This window comes from Bacillus sp. ISL-39 (genome assembly GCF_018613295.1).
GTDB lineage: Bacteria > Bacillota > Bacilli > Bacillales > Cytobacillaceae > Mesobacillus.
In genome coordinates, this window is the sequence record NZ_JAGGQM010000002.1 from 1 (window position 1) to 21,130 (window position 21,130).

24 protein-coding genes are annotated in these 21,130 nt (G+C 33.8%); 2 read left to right on the forward strand and 22 right to left on the reverse strand.

Annotated elements, in window-relative coordinates:
• Window positions 1-30: 30 nt before the first annotated feature.
• Window positions 31-402, reverse strand: coding sequence for a tetratricopeptide repeat protein (locus J7E37_RS01665; protein WP_215022033.1), 372 nt, complete (start codon window positions 400-402; stop codon window positions 31-33).
• 442 nt (window positions 403-844) lie between these two features.
• Here J7E37_RS01665 and J7E37_RS01670 point away from each other — a divergent pair, with 442 nt between their 5' ends.
• Window positions 845-1,330: a DinB family protein gene (locus J7E37_RS01670; protein WP_215022035.1), complete on the forward strand. Its 486-nt coding sequence runs from the start codon at window positions 845-847 to the stop codon at window positions 1,328-1,330.
• 354 nt (window positions 1,331-1,684) lie between these two features.
• On the opposite strand, the gene J7E37_RS01675 is transcribed toward J7E37_RS01670, so the two are convergent.
• The 11 genes from J7E37_RS01675 to J7E37_RS01725 all read right to left on the reverse strand — a co-directional run bounded on the left by J7E37_RS01675 (window position 1,685) and on the right by J7E37_RS01725 (window position 11,595).
• Complete coding sequence (locus J7E37_RS01675) at window positions 1,685-2,074, reverse strand: cupredoxin domain-containing protein (RefSeq protein WP_215022037.1); 390 nt, start codon at window positions 2,072-2,074, stop codon at window positions 1,685-1,687.
• A gap of 382 nt (window positions 2,075-2,456) precedes the next feature.
• On the reverse strand, window positions 2,457-2,765 hold the full coding sequence (locus J7E37_RS01680) for a WapI family immunity protein (RefSeq protein WP_215022039.1): 309 nt from the start codon (window positions 2,763-2,765) through the stop codon (window positions 2,457-2,459).
• Window positions 2,766-2,885: 120 nt separating this feature from the next.
• Window positions 2,886-3,377: an ankyrin repeat domain-containing protein gene (locus tag J7E37_RS01685; protein ID WP_215022041.1), complete on the reverse strand. Its 492-nt coding sequence runs from the start codon at window positions 3,375-3,377 to the stop codon at window positions 2,886-2,888.
• A gap of 98 nt (window positions 3,378-3,475) precedes the next feature.
• Window positions 3,476-4,012 carry a DUF3916 domain-containing protein gene (locus J7E37_RS01690; protein WP_215022043.1) on the reverse strand — a complete coding sequence of 179 codons (537 nt, stop codon included), beginning with the start codon at window positions 4,010-4,012 and terminating at the stop codon, window positions 3,476-3,478.
• A 129-nt stretch (window positions 4,013-4,141) separates the two neighbouring features.
• Window positions 4,142-5,356, reverse strand: a complete 1,215-nt coding sequence (locus tag J7E37_RS01695) for an MFS transporter (protein ID WP_215022045.1) — start codon at window positions 5,354-5,356, stop codon at window positions 4,142-4,144.
• Window positions 5,353-6,408, reverse strand: a complete 1,056-nt coding sequence (locus tag J7E37_RS01700) for an ArsR/SmtB family transcription factor (protein WP_215022047.1) — start codon at window positions 6,406-6,408, stop codon at window positions 5,353-5,355. Before J7E37_RS01700 ends, J7E37_RS01695 begins: the two co-directional genes overlap by 4 nt.
• A gap of 480 nt (window positions 6,409-6,888) precedes the next feature.
• Window positions 6,889-7,521 (reverse strand): type 1 glutamine amidotransferase family protein, encoded by a 633-nt coding sequence (locus tag J7E37_RS01705; RefSeq protein WP_215022049.1) that lies wholly within the window; start codon window positions 7,519-7,521, stop codon window positions 6,889-6,891.
• A gap of 75 nt (window positions 7,522-7,596) precedes the next feature.
• Window positions 7,597-8,553: a helix-turn-helix transcriptional regulator gene (locus tag J7E37_RS01710; RefSeq protein WP_215022051.1), complete on the reverse strand. Its 957-nt coding sequence runs from the start codon at window positions 8,551-8,553 to the stop codon at window positions 7,597-7,599.
• Between the two features lie 211 nt (window positions 8,554-8,764).
• Complete coding sequence (locus J7E37_RS01715; RefSeq protein WP_215022053.1) at window positions 8,765-9,241, reverse strand: DUF4871 domain-containing protein; 477 nt, start codon at window positions 9,239-9,241, stop codon at window positions 8,765-8,767.
• 527 nt (window positions 9,242-9,768) lie between these two features.
• Window positions 9,769-10,320 (reverse strand): hypothetical protein, encoded by a 552-nt coding sequence (locus J7E37_RS01720; protein ID WP_215022055.1) that lies wholly within the window; start codon window positions 10,318-10,320, stop codon window positions 9,769-9,771.
• A gap of 474 nt (window positions 10,321-10,794) precedes the next feature.
• Entirely contained in the window at window positions 10,795-11,595 is an 801-nt protein-coding gene (locus J7E37_RS01725; RefSeq protein ID WP_215022057.1) for a sugar phosphate isomerase/epimerase family protein, read from the reverse strand.
• An 814-nt stretch (window positions 11,596-12,409) separates the two neighbouring features.
• Here J7E37_RS01725 and J7E37_RS22395 point away from each other — a divergent pair.
• Window positions 12,410-12,787 carry a tyrosine-type recombinase/integrase gene (locus tag J7E37_RS22395; protein ID WP_353049972.1) on the forward strand — a complete coding sequence of 126 codons (378 nt, stop codon included), beginning with the start codon at window positions 12,410-12,412 and terminating at the stop codon, window positions 12,785-12,787.
• 69 nt (window positions 12,788-12,856) lie between these two features.
• Here J7E37_RS22395 and J7E37_RS01735 read toward each other — a convergent pair whose 3' ends face one another.
• From J7E37_RS01735 to J7E37_RS01780, 10 genes are all read right to left on the reverse strand, one after another.
• Window positions 12,857-13,342 (reverse strand): tetratricopeptide repeat protein, encoded by a 486-nt coding sequence (locus tag J7E37_RS01735; protein ID WP_215022059.1) that lies wholly within the window; start codon window positions 13,340-13,342, stop codon window positions 12,857-12,859.
• Between the two features lie 353 nt (window positions 13,343-13,695).
• On the reverse strand, window positions 13,696-14,061 hold the full coding sequence (locus J7E37_RS01740) for a hypothetical protein (RefSeq protein ID WP_215022061.1): 366 nt from the start codon (window positions 14,059-14,061) through the stop codon (window positions 13,696-13,698).
• A gap of 580 nt (window positions 14,062-14,641) precedes the next feature.
• A complete protein-coding gene (locus J7E37_RS01745) occupies window positions 14,642-15,556 on the reverse strand; it encodes a hypothetical protein (protein ID WP_215022063.1) in 915 nt (304 codons plus the stop codon).
• A complete protein-coding gene (locus tag J7E37_RS01750; protein ID WP_215022065.1) occupies window positions 15,549-16,448 on the reverse strand; it encodes an ABC transporter permease subunit in 900 nt (299 codons plus the stop codon). Before J7E37_RS01750 ends, J7E37_RS01745 begins: the two co-directional genes overlap by 8 nt.
• A 137-nt stretch (window positions 16,449-16,585) precedes the next feature.
• Window positions 16,586-16,777, reverse strand: coding sequence for a hypothetical protein (locus J7E37_RS01755; RefSeq protein WP_215022067.1), 192 nt, complete (start codon window positions 16,775-16,777; stop codon window positions 16,586-16,588).
• 120 nt (window positions 16,778-16,897) lie between these two features.
• Window positions 16,898-17,233: a hypothetical protein gene (locus tag J7E37_RS01760; RefSeq protein WP_251009408.1), complete on the reverse strand. Its 336-nt coding sequence runs from the start codon at window positions 17,231-17,233 to the stop codon at window positions 16,898-16,900.
• Between the two features lie 157 nt (window positions 17,234-17,390).
• Window positions 17,391-17,738 carry a hypothetical protein gene (locus tag J7E37_RS01765; protein ID WP_251009409.1) on the reverse strand — a complete coding sequence of 116 codons (348 nt, stop codon included), beginning with the start codon at window positions 17,736-17,738 and terminating at the stop codon, window positions 17,391-17,393.
• A gap of 166 nt (window positions 17,739-17,904) precedes the next feature.
• On the reverse strand, window positions 17,905-18,678 hold the full coding sequence (locus J7E37_RS01770; protein ID WP_214783079.1) for a Cof-type HAD-IIB family hydrolase: 774 nt from the start codon (window positions 18,676-18,678) through the stop codon (window positions 17,905-17,907).
• Window positions 18,679-19,245: 567 nt separating this feature from the next.
• Complete coding sequence (locus tag J7E37_RS01775; protein WP_215022071.1) at window positions 19,246-20,172, reverse strand: alpha/beta hydrolase; 927 nt, start codon at window positions 20,170-20,172, stop codon at window positions 19,246-19,248.
• A 200-nt stretch (window positions 20,173-20,372) separates the two neighbouring features.
• Window positions 20,373-20,924, reverse strand: a complete 552-nt coding sequence (locus J7E37_RS01780; RefSeq protein WP_215022073.1) for a GNAT family N-acetyltransferase — start codon at window positions 20,922-20,924, stop codon at window positions 20,373-20,375.
• Window positions 20,925-21,130 lie beyond the last annotated feature (206 nt).

The following is a 21,130-nucleotide window of genomic DNA, read 5'->3' on the forward strand; positions in this document are numbered from 1 at the left end:
AACAAACCTGCATCGTTAGTTGATGAGTACCTACGAATCAGTATCACTTTTAATTTTTTCAAGGAGCCTTCTCGCAGGATTATAGGTTTTATTCCGAAGAAGTAATTTATTTAAAAGTTCCTTAGCTACTTCAACTTTATCTTCTTGAAGTAAAGTATCCACATACTGCATTATCACTTTATCGTGGTTAGGGTTCATTTCGTAAGCAATTTTTATATACGGCTTCGCTTCAATTGTCTTTCCTAACATCGTGAGGCATTCATAAATTCTGGCATATGTTCTTGAATGCTCGTCTAATTGATTTGACTTTAAGAAACAATCTAACGATAATTGGAAACTCCCAGCCCTAAAATGCTCCAATCCTTGTTCATAAAGTAAATTCGATTCCTCATATTTATCCATTTAAGGCTTCTTCCTCTCATTATTTATTCGTCGAAGGAACCGTTCAAACATTTACTATTAGCATCTTTTTCTTCAACTAACCTGCATCATTTGTTTAATAACAAGTTCAACAAAAAAGGCATTAATCCTTCAAGGATCAACGCACCCGTTAGTATAAGTGAAGATTTTAACAAAATTAGCTTTTAGAGGAACACTTACCTCTTGTTTGTAATAAAAAGGCATCCCTATTTTAAGCCATGAGTTTTTCTTTATTCAAATTAATCAAAGATATATTATGAGATACGCTATTACTACTTCTTCTGTCATAGTTTAAATTCCTTGTACAACTAGACTCCCCTTTAGTTAAATAACAAAATCAGTCGTTAATGATTTCGTTAAAGGATTATTTCCACTGAATTAAGAATATTAAGTAAAAAAGACTGAAAAATTGGAGAGTGAAAACATGATTCGTGATATTAAGGAATATGTAAAATATTTAGATGGTATTCATAAGCGAACGATGCAATATGTAAAAGCAATACCTAATGAACTCCTAGATTGGAAGCCTTCTGAAGATAAATTTTCTACAGGTGATTTATTGCGACATATCGCCTCATCTCGGTTGATGTTTCTAGGTATATTTGAACATGGTTCGTGGACATACACAGGACATGATACTAGTAAGGGAGCTTCTATTGAGGATATTTCAAATTATTTAGAGGTATGTCAGATTAAACTAACAGAGGGTCTATTAAAAGTTGGCAACGATGCATTGACACAAAAGGTTCAAACCCTTCATGGTCATGAAGTTAGTGTTTGGAGGATACTTATGGCAATCCCGGAACATGAAATCCATCATCGTGGACAAATCTCTACTTATTTGCAAATAAACAAACTTGAACCTCCTCAAATTTTCGGATTAAAAATTGAGCAAGTTAAAACATTATAATTTTAAGAAAAAGCTTTGGACATCATCCTATATCCAAAGCTATTTTTTATGTCTTGTTACACTAAATGCTCCGTTAGCTTAATAATGGTTTCAACAAAAAAGCGGTAACCCTTCCAGGATCAACGCACCCGATTGTTTAAGTGCAATCCTTCACATATGCCACTATTACTTTTGTGAAATTATCACCTGGCAATTCAGAATAGAGGGAGTCTTACAGAGTTTAGTTCACCTTTTGAAAACAGGCCATTTAGAACAAAAAAGAAAAGGGCAACCTCATTTATCAGCTTTTTTTCTTATCACTCTTTTTACCTTAAACTGCAGCGTTAAAAAAGCAAGTCCTGATGGACCTGCTTGTTATTTGACTATTACTTTTCCAACCATTCCTTCCTGGAAATGGTACCGGCAAATCAATTCAAATGTACCGGGTTGTTTCGGTTTCACGGTAATGCTTTTTTCTTTTCCTGGCTGAACCTCGACGTCAATTCCGAGCTTTTCGACAGTAAAGGTGTGCTCTTTCTTACCTTTATTTTTCAAAATCAACGTAGTGGTTGTTCTGTTCGGAATAGTGATGACTTTCGGATTAAAGTAATCATCGTTCAACTCGACCTCAATCGATCTCACCGTCTCCATAGGCTGAGGTACAACACTAGATTTGGCAAATACGCCGAATGATCCTAGATTTGTCACAACCATAACCATTACAAGAACACCGACCAATCTTGTTACACACTTTTTCACAGACATTTCCAATCCTCCTTTCCTAAACACTATTTTTCTCTAATGCATATAATATTATCACTATAAATTTTGTTCCAACATGCTTCCAAAAAGTAACTTCTTTTCCGAAACAGTGAGAATAAGATCGACTCTGATGACAATCCTCTATAATCTATTCTTATGCAACTAAACTGCATCGTTAGCTGAATTAGAAAAAAAGAGCTGCCTCAGTAACCCAACGTTAAACTCAAGTATCGGTAGTGAAAGAACAAGCTTATTTTTTTACTCCTTTTGAGTTTCCGTAATGGTCAACAAATTTTCTCAAGTCCTCTAATGTTGAGGATAAAAAACTTTGGTCACTTTCCATTTCAAATTGTAATTCATTTTCCATATGTGCTTTTTCTTTATACTAACCTTGTAATACAACTTGTCCCAAGTGATTGAATACTACTTCTAATTTAAGAGAAGTTTCGTAGTTCCAAAAAGTTGCCATTCCTTTAAGTTCACGATAGCACTTATCTAATTGCTGATAAAACTCATATACATCACCAGTCGTAAACCACAACTCACCTAAAACATAATAATTTCCACTCTTGATTTCAACGATGCCCTCAGCATCATAGCCACCATAATGACTGATGTCTTTAGGAAAACCACTTGCATTTTGTAGTTCAATTCGGATAAAGCCTTGCTTGCCTTTAATAGTAAATTCATTCATAGTTTCAACTCATTTCCTAAAAAAGCTAATGGTTAAATAATATTCATATCAAATTTTCTTCTTTCACTAAACTGCTTCGTTAGTCGAATAAGCAAAAGGGCTGCATCTGCAACCCTTTACTCACTTCCTTAGAAGGCTGGCAATTTCCTTGCAATCATATTCTTTCGCATAATCCAAAGCAGTTTTCCCCTCATCATCTTCCACATCAACGTTGGCTCCGCTTTTAATCAACAATTCAACTGTATCTTTATGGTGATAGCAGCAAGCTATGATCAATGCAGTGCAACCATTATTACTTTTTGCGTCAATATTAGCACCATTTTTAACTAAAGCCTCAACAATTTGCGTATGACCTTCTCCAGCAGCTATATACAATGGCGAAAATCCATTTTCATCCTTTAAATTGATATTTGCACCTAGTGATAACAGTAGCCGAATTACCTCTAAGTGACCTTCCTGTGCTGCCCAGTGAAGAAGCGTATATCCACCGTGATCTCTTGCATTAATATCTATTCCTAAATCTAACGACTCCCGGATCCTTTCAACTTGCCCTTTACCAGCAAGTTGAAATATCTGCTTTTGGCAGATTTTTTTTCTTAATCTTTTTCTCATTAGTAATCCTCTAATTTAGTTTAATTTGCACCTTTAATATCGTCTGTAAAATTTCCTTATTGAGCTAACCTGCTTCGTTAGTACAATAAGGAAAACTTTTAGTTTAACTCACCTATAAACCAAATTTCTCCTTCGCAATAATAATCCTCCTCAGAGATAATTTCTTTAAACCCTTTCACTTCTAAATCGGGAGGTAGATTTAGCATCCATTCTTTAGCGAGGTCTCTTTGCGGGTTCAAAGGCAGCCACTTCTGTTCTTCGCTATCTCTTTCATAAAATCCATCAAACCAACTTCTATCGGGTATAACTGCAATCTGGGAATCAAATAAGTTAGGTAAACTTATTACAGTATAAATTCTATATCTCTCTTGAGTTGGTGTTTTTACTTTCTTTAAATGGCTAACCCTATTTATCAAAATTTGCATTATTTCCCGTCTTAATTTATTTGGAGCTTTTTTGGAATCTATATATTCTTGAGCAAACGGCAAATGTAAATGCCAATAGCCAAGGCCATAATCATTTGGGTTAGGCAATTGTTCTGTTAACTCATATAAGCTGTTTATTAAATCCTTTTTCCTTCTTCGAAGACCTCTTATCTTCTTTTTAGATCTATTGTCGAATTTCCATTGATTCATATAATTCAACACCTTTTGATTATTAATGCTTGTTAAACTATCCTGCCCCTTTAGTTCATTAACACTTCTACAAACAGAGGCACTAATCCTGCTGGATTAGTGCCTCTGTTTGTAGAAATTAAAATCATTTTAATTAACCGTGGTACCTAATACCTTATTGGGGTTCTTTGCTGATTTGATCATAAAGAACAATGCAGGAAGGACAATCAGTAAACCTATTACTAAATAAGTATTACGAGTACTAATATCAAATAATGCTGACGAAGCAAATAAGATCCCAATTGGCATGGAGACTCTAAAGATGAAGAGACGTACAGTACTTAGCTGAGTTAAACGCTCTCTTGGTGCCTCCCTTTGGAAAATGGCTGCACTTTGAGCGTTAAAGAGTGGGAATAACATACCTCCCATTAGCTCAAAGCTCCATGCGAACGGGATTGATTGAACAAAAAACAACAGGATAAATGATAACCCTCCTCCAAATAAGCCAAGGTACATAATCGTTGTTGTTTTAGGCAGTTTAGTAAGTAAAATCATTCCTAATACATACCCAACGGGGAACGCCCCCTTGAAAATGGCATACTCCCAGGGTTGTCCGCCAAGTTCTCCCTGTATAAAAGGTATACTTAGAACCATTGTTGCCCCTACCGCGAATTGTACTGTTGAAGAAAGTACGGTTAACCTAAGTAGATATGTATATTGAAAGAAGATCCTATAGCCCTCTTTAAGTTCTTCCCACCAAAACTTTTTGGTCCATGTTGCAATTTTTTCGATATTTTTAGCCGGCATTCTATAGAGAGAAAGAAAACTAATCAAAAACATTACTGAGGAAATTACATATATGTACTGCATTGGAATTACCAAAAGTAGTAAGGATGTAACACCTGGTGCAATTATGCTCATAAGTCTTAGTGTGGTATCTAATAACCCATTAGCTTCAACTAACTTATCTTCCTTGCAAATCTCAGGTATTAGTGAAAAGGATAAACTTGAGAAAATCGGTTGTAACAAGCCAAGAACACATTGAAGTAATACTAGGCCAATCATTATTCCTATATCTGATCCCATTAGATACCCTATTAAAGGCAGAAGGTACGCCCCAGCCCGAATCAATTGGATATTTCGGAGCATTTTTTCCTTCACCACATAATTTAGGAATGGGGCACTTATACTTTGTAAAAGTAAGGATGGGATAAAGTAGACTAACCATATTGTAGCCATCCATTCCTTTGAACCAGTTAACTCATAAAGCAGCAATCCATTGATAATTCCACCTGCTGCACCACCAAACTCCGAAATAACTTGTCCAATCCAGAGTGCACGGAAAGACTTCGTAAACTTTCTCATAATGTTTCTCCAAGGAATTTGGAAAGACGTTCAGAAAAGCTACTTATTTGAGTTTTATCTATTGAATAAATTCCTTTATCGACTCGAACAAACTTTGCTGCTTTTAGTAGGGATAACTGATGATGAATTGTTGGTTTAGATATATTGAATTGGATACTTAAATCTTGAAGAGAGGAAGACCCTTTCGTCAATTGATGTAGTATCTTTAAACGTGTTTCATCACCTAATGCTTTATGTCCGCGAATTAATTCCATTGAAGGAGTCCCTGGTTCAAGTAAATATTCTTCCTTCATTGGATAGAAGAAGATCTTTGTATCGGGTGTACGTACTGTTAGAGTCCACGGACGGTAGGACACTTGAGGGACCATTTTGACTGTCCAAATTGATGGTTCCGGAAAGTACTTAGTTCCCCCTGTGACTAATTCAATGAATTCAACTGGATTAGAATGATCAATTGATTGATGTTGCTTTCCCTCAAAATCTATTGCTCTGTTCCATTTCGTCCATTCATCAAACTGGGAAATCCATTCATGCCATTCCTTTACTACCCTAACAAGAATTTCAATTAATTTTTCCCGTGAATAACTATCAAGAACGAGGACATATTCATTCAAATACTCGTGGTCATCAAAAAACGAAGCATAGTCTTTAAAATCTCTATCCTCCCCCAAGTCATCAATCAAAGACTTACGAATTGGCTCCTTTAAACGGTCTTTATAAGGTAAAAGAGTCCCATATAATGTTTTGTTATCCATAATGGATAGATCATTAGAAAAATCCTCAATCGTTTCAGCAGATATTCTTTCCTGTAACAATATTAAACCGTACCATAGATTCGTTTTTTCAATTTCGTTTAATAAATCCTTAAGTGTTTTAGACATGGAGGCAAAAGAATTTTCCCATTCTTGATCTAAATCAAATGTATGCCTTAATTGTCTATGTGTGAATCCCGCAATTCCAAGAATAACTTCCCAAACAGAAGAAGTTTCTACCCTTAATGTCAGTGACTCAGACTGATTCAAATCTAAATTCTTCAAATCTAATTGCTTCATAGAAATCCCCTTAAGTTTTTTCATTCATTTAAAAGTAATTATAATTTTATCGAATTATAAATTCAATTATTTTTGAATATTTATTTAAAATTTTTTCATTCCTTGTTTAACTATCCTGCTTCTTATGTTAAATAAGAAAAATTCTTATTCCATCAAGGCCATTAATTCATCATAGTAAATATAGAAATCAATTAGCTAATTGCAAAGAAAATATATGCTATCTGAATAGTTATTTATATACAGGCTGAAAATTCCCTTTGTTTTTTGGTTTTTACTAATTGCCGAAAATAGAAAGAAGAAGGGGTATCGTCAGGAAAATGCGGATTTACAACGTTAAGGAATTTTCTATACTAAAAAGCCCTACTTCACCTTTAATTAATAGAGAAATTGGGCTTTTTCTTTAAAAACCACGCTTTGACATTGTCTAAAGCATGGTTTTTTTTTAAAACTAATATAAATCTGCTAAGTTGTTTTTTTAGCTCATCTATTTATTGAATTCATTAACTGGAAGAAGTATTCAGGTTTATGAGTCTTATTTAGGTTATACCATGAATGTAAAGTATCTGGTGCAAATACTTCTAATTTTTTAAATACTTCCATCGTAAATTCCAGAGGCGCAACCCCTGATGCAGTAACCAAATTCTCACCAGATACCGCAGGTCTCATCTCATAATATTTTTCTCCTTTATAATTAGGGCAGACCATTTTAATATACTCTAAATCATTGCTTGTGTGTTTTCGAGAATCTAAGTATCCCATATTCGCAAGAGCCTCAGTTGCACCACAAATTGCAGCAACAATGGTGCCGAGCTTTAAGGCTTCGCCAATTTTTTTCATGATTGGTTGATGAATCACTTCTCCCCAAGTAGTCCCTCCAGGCAAAACTAAAAGATCTTTACTCTCAAGAGTACACTCATCAAGGGAAATATCTGGTTTTATGCTCAGTCCCCCCATCGTAGTAATCATTTCTTTATTAGCTCCTACTGTAACTACTTTTAAAGGTACTATATCTTTTTTGAAATATCTTCCTGTGTTTAGTTCGGCAATTAAATATCCATATTCCCAGTCTGACATTGTGTTAAATACATATAGATAAACTTTTTTTGTTTGCATCCAATAACACTCCCAATCACAATTTATATAGCAATTATAATAAAACTTCCCTGACAGCTAACGTCAGGGAAGTTATCATACTTGATGAAATTTTATTAATTCCGACAGAACTTCAATAAGTCTTTTCTTTAGACTTATTGGCTCGATAATTTGAATAGATTTACCGTACGGTAAAAGTAAATAAGGTATATAGGTATGTACTATATCTTTTTCAAGAAGGAAAACTGCTTGATTTGAATTTCGTTCATGTAAATAATGTCCTAAAAACCAATGTTGGCAAACATCATTCAGCGTACTTTCATTTCCATTAATAACTAAAGAAGTAATCCCTTCCTTATCTTCTATAGTTGGAAGGAGGTTTTTCATAAAAAAGTCACGTGCTGAAAAATTTTCTGGCCGGTTAAACTTATTTTCGGTTAGCATTAGACTTTCAATTCGATCTACTCTAAAACTACGGATATCATTCCTAAGATGACAAAATCCAATCACATACCACTTATTATTCCAATAGATAATTCTGTACGGATCGACCAATCTATAATTTTTTTCGCCACTTTTATGATAAAGAATTTTTACTGAGTACCCGTCAGCTACAGCCTGCTCCAACTCCTTCAAAAAAGGTTCCATAGAGAGTGAACTTAATCGACTTATTACTTCAAGACTAGTTAAATGTTGGTTTATCTTTGTTACCTGCTCTTGATTTGAGTATTTACTTAGTTTTGAAATGGCTCTATTTAGTGCTTCACCTCCATAATATCCGGCTTCTTCTGCAAAAACAGCAGCGTGAAAAAGTGAAGTTTGCTCTTCAAAATCAAAAAAAAGAGGAGCCTCAATAAAATTGTTCAATAAAGTGTATCCACCGTTATGTCCTGGTTCTGAAATTATAGGTACGCCACTTGTTGAAATTGTATCAATATAACGATACACAGTCCTTATATTCATCTCTAACTTTTCTGAAATTTGTTTTGCAGTAATTTTTTCACCGGAACGAAGCATCCATAGAATTGCTAACATATTGTCAATTTTAGGCATATAATTCCACCTCTATATGAAAACTATTTTCTAACAACTTATACAATTCATTCATAAGGTCCTCCTACACAGTTTGCACCTATCCAGAAAAGAAAAACTTCTTTAACCATCCTGCCCCGTTAGTCGAACAAGAAAATGCTGCCTTCTCTAGCAGCACGGTTGAGAACTCTTGACCCTTTAACATATAAAGTGATTCTGTATAAAATCTCTCTTAACCTTCATAAACTTTTATGAATATCGTCCCAAATAACTTATCTCCTATATATGCATCCAACTTCCAAATACCTTCTTTAGGAAGAGACATATTGGATGGAACGTGCCGATCCGCTCCGTTATTAGGACCTGCCAAAGGGTGGCCTTCTAATATTGCAATCTGTTCCCCACTCTCTTTATGGGAGGCCATAACCTTTAATTCACCCTCTAACTCGTCCTCTTTTCCCCAAAAGTGCCACATATACTTTTGTTTTTTATTTGGATAAAATTTTGTTACTTCTGTGTTATCATAAATAAAACCTAATCGTCCTTCTTCTCCAATCATCTGATAATTATCGACTTTAAACATTGGACTTTCTCCCCAATCTTCAACCGCACTTACAGCTTCATTTCCTTTTTTATCAAACTTATTATCAGTACAAGCGGACGTTGTTAAAAAGAAACCTAAAATTATAAATAAAATGAACCATTTCAAAGCAAACACCTCAATTGTGTTAGGGAATTATTTAGAATCATTAATTCTACATTTATGGTTTGTTATCCTCTTTGTTCAACTAAACTGCACCTTCGCAAAACGCAAAGGTAAAACTTTTATGACATTGACTTGTTACTGAACCGGTTTATCGATCCATTTTCTGTATACAGTTCTCCAGCTAAACCGTCACTCATTTCCTTAATACTAACTGGTTTGTTACCGTTATTTATGGTTATATCTATAGCTTCCTCTTGTTCTAATGTCCACAACAAATGATGTATGGTGGTATCAACAATTTTAGGTACTAGATCATTGATTAACTCACTTTTACGCTCAATGATATAAGGTTATGTACACATTGACTTTCTTCACTCTTCATTTTTCCTTGGATGGTCATTCCCATTGCTCAATTGCTTCATCTCGAACATTCTTCAATAAGATTTCTCCAAATAAATCTAAGAACTTATAAAAAGGTGCCTCAATCCTTCTTGGATAAACGCACCGATAGCCGAACGAGTAAAACCATTCTAATTGATACTCTCAATTGTATTTCTTATGTTTATAAAACTTTCTTGGTTAGTGATACTTGGGTAGTTTTCAATAAGTTCTTGTATAAAACCTTGCAGCCCATTTTTTAATCCCTGTTTAAATCTGCCAAATTCAATCATGTTTTTGTTATTTTGGGGAATTTCCTTTGATTCAGAAACTCTTACACCATCGTAGTAAGTTGTTTCTATTTCACAAGAGTGTTTTCTACAGATTGCAAATGTAACAATATTGTCCTTCAAGGAAAAAATAAGACTCTTATCAATTCCTTCACCCTCTACAATTACTGTCTCTTGCTCCAATAATTTTCGAGGCACAAATGGCAATTCCCAAAGAAAAGAATCAAGATAAGCTGCAAACCCCTCTCTTGTAATTGTGGAATCACCCATTGGCCCCTGAGTTTCACGGTATTTATAGTTGCTAAAAAACGATACATCGTCAATTGAAATATCCAGTTTACCCCAATAATCAAATAGACTGTAATCCTCTGTATCATAATAGGAAATGAATTTAAAGCTAATATCCGTAACCATACTTGAACCCCTTATTGAGTTGGTATTTGCCGAATGATAAAACTTCATTACAGATGCTCTTTCACTAAACTGCCCCGTTTGTTTCTGTAGAGCTTTACATAGAAAAGTGGTTAAATAAAGTTTTTCATATATAAGCGTTTAATATAAAACCACTACTCTTTCCTTGTAGAGACGGGCACTTTATTTGGAGAGGCGGGTATGATAACCCGTTTTGGCTGAGCTAGGATCTTTTGATACACCTTGCTTCATAGCTCATAATCATGCCCGGAGAGGCCCCAAGTAAAGTGACAAATTGTTATTATTGACTTTCAAATAGAGGGATTTACAATATTTGAAAATAATTTCAAAATCAGTTATTCGCCTAATAAAGCACTATACTACATTCAATAAGTAAGTTGCACACAAAGAAGCATTAATCTTAAATCTTCCTGGCTTTAACAGGTTCTCCTTTTTAGCAAAATGGAATGAACACTCTCACTCTGCTTGTTTATATTTTCTAAAGTTTTTCATTGACTGTTCCATACCAGTATCCATATTTATGTATTCATTTCTTTCAATTGTTAGGTACCCTGAATAGTCAATTTCTTTTAAAGATTCAAGAATAGAAGGAAAATTAATATCACCATCACCAAGTAAAGTCTCTGTAAAACCTGTTGGGTTTCTTTTGTCCCCTTTTTTGCAATCTTTCATATGAGTATGAACTAAATATCTTCTTAAAACTTTTATACTTTCTATGGGATCCCCCTTTTGACTCATAATAATATTTGCTGGGTCATAATTTACTGCTAAACCACTTGATTTGACAGAATCTAGGAAGTTTATTAATACTTCGACTTCTTCCGAACCTGTTTCAATTGCAAATCTACTTTCCATCTGAGCTGAGATTATTCCGAGAGTATTACACATTTCAAACATTTGTTCATACTCTTTTTGATTTGAATCCCTTGGAATCTCACCAATGTGTGCTGTAATAATATTTGAATTTAACATCTTCCCGATATCTACAATCCGTTTATACTGTTCCACTAATTTTTCAGGGTTTTCGGTTAATAACCCATTGATACCAAAGTTAATCGCAAGAGCAGATACTTCAAGTCCTTGAGAGCTTATATATTGAAATAGGTTGGAAACTTCCTTTGTAGAAAAATTGATTAAAGAGAAATTATCATTTAATGCGTAAATTTGAATACCGTCTACTTTGAGTTTATTTGCTAACTTTATTCCTTCTATTATGTCTATATATCTGGTATGTAAAAACATCCCAAGTTTATTCATTAGTCTTATTACTCCTATGTAATCAACCTTATAGAAGGCAGTTTATTTCTAAAAATATTCCCTTATATACTATTGTATTCATTATCTAACTAAACAACCAATGGAACCTATTCATTTAATATCCAACTCCGAAGCCTGGGTCTGAAATTGTACAATAAGTCAAGTGTAATAATTGTTAGTGATTTTAATTTTTACTTCTCAACATCCATTTCAATACCTCCAATAAATTGACTTATTAGGACTACTTTTAATTAACCAAGTTTGTTTGCTGCTATCTAATTCTCATCATCAAGTCTAAATTTCTATAAAACTGGCAAGAATACCTTCTAGTATTCTAATTAAAAGGGAGGGATTTGTTTGTTACTATCAACTGCTTGGCAGAGAAACGTATTGAAGGGTTCTCATCCTATACCTTAAAAGCAAATAGTATTCAGGCAAAGCTACTCATAAGTTATTTTAAGGACCCAATTATTGATACCTTCAATACAGAAGGATTGAAAAAAGATCTCGTTACTCAAGGCAAGGACTTAAAACCCTCATGTTTGGCCCAGAATTTTGCTTATGAAATCATTGTTTCGCTGGTGTCACGAGGAAGGTCATTTAAACATTAATCCAGCTGCAAAGATCAAGGAACCTAAAGCCTTGCAAGAGCATCCCAAAGTTTCTATCAGTAAAGGAGATTGAACTTTTACGTGAAGCCTGTCTCAGTCCTATGGAAAAAGCACTATTCGAATTTATGTTTCCTACTGGCTGAAGAATCAGAGAAATTGGTGCACTTGATCTAAATTGCATTAATTGGTCTAACCGTTCAACCATGGTAAGGGGGAAGGGTGATAAGGAACGTGAATTGTATTTTAATATTCGGACAGAGTTATGGCTTAAGCGATACATTGATAGCCGCCAGGGTAAGGATCCAGCCATTTTTGTAACGGAGAGACAACCACACAGGATAAGTATTGCACAGATGAGGTATTACATTAAGAATATCTCAGCGCGTGCCGGCATAGATAAGGAAATTCATCCTCACCAACTCAAACACAGCTTCGCCACTCACTTATTGAATAATGGAGCACCAGTTGAAGCTATTCAAGGTCTTTTGGGCCACGAGAAAAGTGCAACCACTCGAATATTTGCTCAATTAAGTGGAAGGCTGAGACAGGAGTTTTCCAGAAATACTTCTAACAAAGAGTAGAAGCAACGCAAGTTATACGTTGCTTCTGTACTCTTCGCACCCTTATGTTTAAGTACGTTTTTTCACAAACTACTTCCAAACTTCGTTTAATTTATCCGAATAGAAGTCAATTGCCTTTTTATAACTTAAGATTTTATCGTCTGTTGTTGTATCTATTAAGCATTGTAGTAGCAACTCCATCGCTTTATTATGCTCGTTTAAATTATATAAGGTCATTGAATAGAATGCTTGAATTGCTCTATTGTTTGGAAAGGTTTCAATTCCCTTTTGGAATGTCTTTTTAGATTTTTCATATTCCCCTAATGTTCTATAAGTACTACCTAATCCTATAAAAGCTCCTTCCAGTTCATTTGAAGACAACCCTAATTTGATTGCAGTTTCGTAAAAGGGTACTGCATTGGATTCTTCTCCTAATAAATCATAACTCCTAGCACATTGGTAGTTAATCAAAGCATTTTCAGGGTACTTCTGTACCAGTTTCATAAGTAATTCGTTGGATTCTTTATGACTCCCACTTTTCCGTAGATCAATAGCTTTATCTAATTCTTGTTCCAACCTTTTCAACTCCAATACTTTTTATGTTTGTTCCACTATCCTGCATCTATAATTGAATAAACATAGTTGAAGAGCTTAATTTCACAAAAAAAATTACTTGGGGGCGCATTGGATAGTGTGTTCTTCTATTAACTCAATATTTCGTTTTTCCAAAGTATAATTCATTAATTGTTTTTGTATATTGGCATAAAGTTCTATCTTCTCTAATTCTGCTAGTGGTATCCATTTAACCCCTGTTTGATTAGGGTCGGGATTTTCAGGTAGTTTAGGAAAGGAACCTTTTTTGATAACACACTCAAACATCATTACTAATGTATGAGTAACACTTTCTTTTATTTAGAAGAACAGTATTTTTAAGAAGTAAATATGGGAATGAAGTGCACAACCACAAATTCAAAAATAGCAAAAGATACAATTAGTGATATGTAAAATATCCCCTTAGATTTATCCCTGAGATACCCACCCAATATTAATCCTATAAACCCGCCGATTACACCATCTGTTAAAGTAATGGGGATAAGAAATAATATGTCAGGAAACGAAGGAAAAATCGATTCTACCAATTCGTTGAACATTAGAGAAGGGATCAAATGCAAAAGATCTACTGCTAAGTGTTCTGCCTGCTTGCTAAATAAAAACACAAACAATAAATTCAGTAATAAGGATAAAACGAGGTATACGAAGAACCCAATGAAAAAACTATTTTTATCTTTTAACAAATTAACTCCCCCAAAAACATCAACCAATAAGTGTAATTTTACACTAAAAACTTAATTAATTCCATTATTCCGAAAAGTTTCCTTATTCAACAATCTGCCTCGTTTGTTTAAGAAGAGACTTTACAACATTACAGGAATGCTGCTTCTTATGTTTAATAAGGAATTCAACAAAAAAGGCGGTGAATCCTTCTGGATCAACACCCCCTTTACTTTAAAAATAACCCGTTCGGTTGATAAGGAGAAAAACTTAATTAGCCGCGTAAATAACAAGCTATTTAGCAAGCTCATTAGCATGAAAAAACGCTTAGATTTTATTTGTATAAAATCTAAGCGTTTGAAAGGATTCATCTCTTGAAAGATGATTTGTTTTTCTGTTTGTAGGATAGATAATCTTCATGTATAAATGCATTTAAGTCATCATGGAATAAACCAAGTCGATTAAATAAATTGGCTATGTTATAAAGTAAGGTTAAAAACTATATTAACCGCCTTGGCATTGGATGAAATGCTGCTAATTTATAGGAGTTCATAAACTATAAACAACAAAAGGAGATACCTAAAGTTATGGAATCTCCTTTTGTTAGTTAAGGTCCCATTTGTTATCATCAATCTTATTTGTTAGAACCTTGATGGAAATTAAAAAAATTACTGAAATCAACAGCGGACCAAAGAAAATCCAAGGTGCTGTTAGAAATTCATCCTTGCCTTGGCCTATCATGCCTGCCCACTCACCTGATTCAGACAAATACTTTGGAACTACTTCTTCTACCGCTGCAATGTTTCCTGGTTTTGATCCACCGATAAAGTATTGAAAAACCCCTAATTGAATAAGTAACAACAAATTGATGGATAGTTGCTGAAGGAATGTAACCAACAGCCTGTCTTTTAAAACCGGGATAACGTGTTTTGTGTAAATACGCCAATTGCTTGCACCTAACTGATTAGCAGCTGCGATGTATTCATTTCTCAATACATTTCGAGATTCTTTAGCCAGAACCGCTGATAAAATAGGTATTCCAATAAAAACAAATACGAAGAATTGGTACAGCACTAGTTTCCAGAACCCCATATTAACAATCGCTGCCTGTAAATAAGGAGATAATAGTAAAACTAAAACAAGAGCTGGTATATATTTAAAAGGGATAAAGACAGTTTCAATCCATTCACTAATTTTTTTGAATGGGAATATGAGTAAATAAACAATTATCAAACTGATCATAATTCTTAGGATTGAAACTCCGGTAATAAAAATGACCGTATACTTGGCACCATCTATCATTCTCAAACCAAGATCGTTCCCAACTTTATCTGTTCCCAATGGATGAGCTATGGAAGGAGGAAAAGGAGCTTTTCCTACAATCTCACCGCGATTATTATAGGCAATGCGTTCGGGTTCAACATCGGTTTTAAAGAAAGCCGAATATATAATGCTTACAGCCAATACAACAAGTAAAAGAGCGGCGATTAACAACAATGTTTTTTTAGAATTATCCATGTTGTGGCACCCCGATTTTCCTGCCTATGAGCTTAACAATAAGTATTATGAAACTGTAAGGAAGAAGTATCAAACCCACACCCAGTATAAATATTTCAGGGGAAACCCTATAAAGTAATAATGTGAACCCTTTTATTAGAAATAGGTATTCAACTAAAATCAAACTCGTAATCATCATCCAGTATATGATTGATAAATATTGAGTAAAAGAATAAATGATATTTCTTACTACATGCTTTGTAAATACTTCCAGATGACTGAGCCCCTTCGCCCTTGCAAAGTCTACATACTGCTTTCCATATTCTTCATCGAACAAAGTAATCATGATTCTAATCAGCATAAAAAGAGGCACCAGCATTAAACAAATAATGGGCATGATGTACACTTCCGTGTTCAAACTATAAATTTGCAAAAACTTTAGCCCTGTCTTTTTATACAAATAAATTACTCCGAACTGAAAGCTCATAATAACTAAAACATCCGGCAAAGTTTCAAGGATAGAAATAATTTTTCTTACCAACCTTTTAGCTTTTAAGGGGAGCCAAATGTACATATAAAAAAAAGTAAACGCAAAAATCACACCAAGAAATAATGCGCTGAACAACACGGTCATTGAGTAGCTATAAGCCTTTGTTAAATAAGAAATGGAAATTGTTTTAAACATATGAGAGATAAAAATTTGCCCATCTTTTAATGAGTATAAATTTTCAATGGTAGTTTTAATTGTATTGAAAAACTCAAATGGATAAAACCCAAAAATGTTCTGTTGGAAAATTAAAGATTTCATAGAAGCCAAGATAAGTACAGTAAGAAAAAGCAATAATGCTTTAAAAAAGAGCTTAATTCCTTTAGACAATATGTACACGTTAGGATACTTTAAGTAATTCTTCATTTAGTCTCCTTTCTCATAAATTCAAACCTTTATCCTTTATATACGAATAACATATTATAAAGTTCTAAAAATAGTAAAAAAATCAAGTTGTGAGAAAGCACTATCCAGCCTACTATCTCATTTGGAATTTCGGCAACCTATATTGTTTCTTTAACGTTCTGCAAAATCTTCCCTATCCATTCTCTTTGTTGTTCTAATGTCTTATTAAATTCCTCTGAAAGAGTTATTAAATAATCTCCTCCCGATACTACTTCTTTTTGTATATGTAAGATCGCTAAAGCATCTTCTAAATTCGCTCTTTGGATAACAATATCTTCTTTCTTAGCCAACTTCTCCACTCCTTAACTGTCGCTTAATAAAGAAAAGTTATACTATTTATTAACATTACTGCATGGTTTGTTGAAGTACCTTTTTTTGTATATTATATTTAGGCTAAAAACAAATGGTTTCTAATCAGGCTTCTTCCCAACAACAGTCTTTTTATCCAGGCCAATATAAACTTCTAGATTTCCAGAAGAATCAGCTCCTGAATGACGAAAAGTAACGGCATATACTTCTTTCTCATCATAATTTTTATCGATTTCCGATTTTATTTCCGCGTTCACAGTAACTTTCTTTACAAACGAATCTTTAGGACTTACAGGAATTCGCTCCTTTTCTTTATTCGTTAGACTTTCAAATGCCACCAGTTCAATCGGCACTTCTTGTTTCGAATTAAACACATCAAAACCAATTACCATTATTGCTAATATAATAAGTATTGGTATAAAAAAGAACTTGTTCAAGATTCTCCTCCTCCTCCTCATTTATTAAAATGCGCTCCCTATTTACAAGGTTCAATAACTTGCGCTAACTTACAAAGGCTCCCGCTGTTCCTTATTCAACCTAACCCGCCCTTTAGTTAAAGAAGAAAGAAAAGCTGCCTCTTTGGGCAGCATTATTTTATGCAGTTTTCCTACCCAATTTCGATTCAAGCATTAGAACAATTGGATAGGATGCAATCAAAATTATAGATATGTGAATTGACAGTTCAAAGACATATTTAAACATTTCCTGGGACCAACCATCTTCACCGATGATCCAATAAGCCATTTTATTTGAAATACCAATCCCATCATTGGCTTCAGAAATTAGACTTTGTGTATAGTTTTGTGAAAGACTAACGGCTGCTAAAATAGATAATGCAATAGCAAGGCCAATCCCTTTAGAAAAGGGATTTTCAATTCCTCTACTTTGAATAACTATAATAGAAACAATTACAACAACCAAAGAAACAAAAATAAAAAGCATAATATCCCCCCGTTTTTCAGTTATTTTTCTCCAGTTAATTATACTGAATAATTTTATAACAGGGAATAAAAACCATTTTTATAAACTTACTTGCCTCGTTTAAAAAAAAGAAAAACAGCGATATTCCTTTAAAGAACAATTGCCATCCAATGCAGAACTAAATAATTTAAATAATTCCATACCTTTTTAATGCGTAGTCAATTCCATCTTCACTTGATGGTTTAGTAACAAAATCCGCAATATTTTTCAATTTTTCTTTTCCATTTCCCATTGCTATACCTAGCCCTACTAATTCCAACATATCAATATCATTTTCACCGTCACCAAAAGCTATAGCTTCAGATTTATCAATACCAAAGAATTCTAAAGTTTTCATTATAGCTAAAGACTTTGAAACGTCCTCCTGCAAAACATTTAACACATAGGGATGCCACCGTCTAAATCTTAGATACGGAAACTTTTGTATATACTTCTCAACTGTTTTATCATTTGCAAACAAACACAATAAGAATACGTCTTCATTATGAATTAAGGGTTGAGTTCCAGGATATTTATTTAGAGACAAAGTTTCCTTTAAGGCAGATAAGATTTTTAGTTCTGTTACACCATTCATACTTAATTCTTCTGTATAAAATGACAAACCGTTATTCTCTATTTTCGCAAATTCCATAACTTCTTTAATTATGCCTTTATCCATTGGTACTTTATGAATAACTTCTTGATTGTGTTTCACATACCCGCCATTTGCTGTTATAAATGTTTCGATACCTAATTCTTGTAGTTCCTTACACATTGAAAGTGGTCTACCTGTTGCAGCCACAACCTTTAACCCTTTGCTTTTCAAAGATCTTATAGCTTCAATTGTAGAAATAGGAATGCTGCCATCTTCGTAATTTGTAATAGTTCCATCAACATCTAAAAACACAATTTTATAACTCATAATAATCCCCCAGATATGACTACCCAAAAGGGCTATCTTCTTCAACTCCCTGCTGCTTCTTTGGCTTATTAAGGAATTCAAAAAAAAGCCAGTTAATCCTTCCTGGATCAACCGCAGCCATTAGTTGAAGATTTGCTTTCTAAGAATTCGTTTTATATTCTGTATCCCAAGATCAACTGATGTTCTGTATAACCAATTATTTGCTTTATATTTAAAACTTCAAGTTTTTTATTTAGAACTTTTCTATCGTGCTTATCTCCTAAAACATAAGGAACAAATTTTCTCAAACTCTCTGGAAGTTTCCTCGTCCAAATCTAAGATTGTAGGAGATTTACCTATAATCGAGTTCATTATTCTTTAACACTGATTACTCTCCCCTTTTTTGTTAAACATCTATATTAGTTCGAGTATCAGGTTGAAAAACCCTTTATTTTCCAACTGTTTCTTCAACAAATCTGCAACTATTGTGAGATAAGGCTCTTGGAGAAGCCCGTACTCTTAGTTTCATAACCCATTTTTGCTATAAAATGTATGAGCTGCTACTCTTTCAAGGCGAAACTTTTTAGGTTATGAATTGATGAATTCAACGGCTTCTTTTAGCAAATCTGTAAAATCAGCAGGGAAAAAGTGCCCTAAACCCTCTTTAACCATAAATTTGCATTGAAAGTTATTTTCCTCAAAAAGTTTTACTAACTCAACGGTTTTATTATAAAAAGGGTCTTTATCTCCAGTAATAATGCAACCCTTAATTTTATTTCTATTTCCAATTAGTAAACTTTCTAAAGAAGCCACATCCTGAATGGCTGGGATAACTGCTATAAATCCTTTTGTCCCAAGAATATTTCCATTTAAACTTAGTTCAATCGCTAATTTCCCGCCTTGTGATGCACCAGCAATAATATCCTGTTTTGTATTATATTTTTCTTTAAAATCGCTGAATAATACCGATATCTCTTCAACGGCAATATTTTGGTTGTTCCAGCAATAAGCATTGTATCCGAAAACCTGAGATGATTGCGGAAATGCAAAAAGATAATCGTCTAACAAACCATCGTCGAACCAATAAGGAGCGAAATCTTTTACATTAGACCCCCGCCAATGCAAAGAAAATATTCCTGTATTTGATTGATCATTTCCATAAGTAAACAGTTGAGGTTTAGATATATATTTATGATTTCCTAAAATTTGCTGGCACTCATTTACTATCATTTTAAATTCTTCGATGTTTTGAAGGTTATTTAAATCCGGGTCACGAATTAAAGTCAAAGGGTTCCACCATATTCCCTTTTTTAATCCTTCTTTCAGAACTGCGATGGCGTTTTCTTGGTTTCCTTGTAAAGAATAAACACAAGCCCTCCAAAAGATTGTTTTATGTAGTCTTTCAGGAAATTCCCCCTGTGCTCTATCAATTAGTGAATGTACTTCATTATATTTCCCCAGCTTAAATAGACTAAAAAGACCTTTTTGAAGTTCAGCGAACTTTGTTTCAGACACAGTATTTACGCTCCTCTATCTTTTTTTAATTTTATCATCATATTCAAAATCCAGTTCGAAATATTAGGAATATTCCAGAAAAACAAAACCTCAATATTGGTTTTTTCTTGAAATAAATATATCTTTCTATGTATATTGTTTGACTATAATACCAAGTTGTTGTGCGGGAGTTAATTCGCCATTTCCTATTGAGTTCATTCCTAAACAAATATAGCCATTAAAATTAAATCCTGATAACAGTCTTCCAACTTTACACCTTTTGTTTTCCTTCCTTCTTCAACAAATCCCATGGTTTTATATAAATTGATTGCCGCAATGTTTCCTTCCATTACTTCTAGACAAACTTTTTCAACTCTAGTATTATTTTTAGCCCAATTGATTAATGTTGTTAATAATGCTCTTCCAATACCGTAATTACGATACTCAGGGAGCACTGTCATTGCAAAAGAACCTTGATGGCTAATTTTCTCTTTATCACCGCTTTTAAATTCAATAGCACCTACCAGTTCACCGTCAACTTCAGCAACAAATTGGACATTATTCTCATTTTGATCATAAGTCTTTAACAACTTCTTCATATCTTCAACAGTAAGCTTCTGCAGTTCCTCAGCAGTACTTAGCATATACGGGGCATCCTTTAATGCTTTCGTTCCAGCTAATAACATCCTTTCTGCATCCAATATGGTTACTTCTCGAACTTTAACTGTTTTTTTATTTTTTGTGCTGTAAGAGATAAAATTGGCAGACATCATACTAGCTCACCCTTTTTATAAAGTAAAGATGCTTATGTATTTCTCCATTAAGTCTTAATTTCTATAGACAGGGAGGAGACTTATTATTTGAAGCTTATATTGGTTCATTTTATATTCAAGATAAACTAATCTTTATTCATCATTACTGTCCATTTGTTTTAGGAAGCGTTTCATAATAAAGAAGAAAGAAAAGGAAACTAATACTT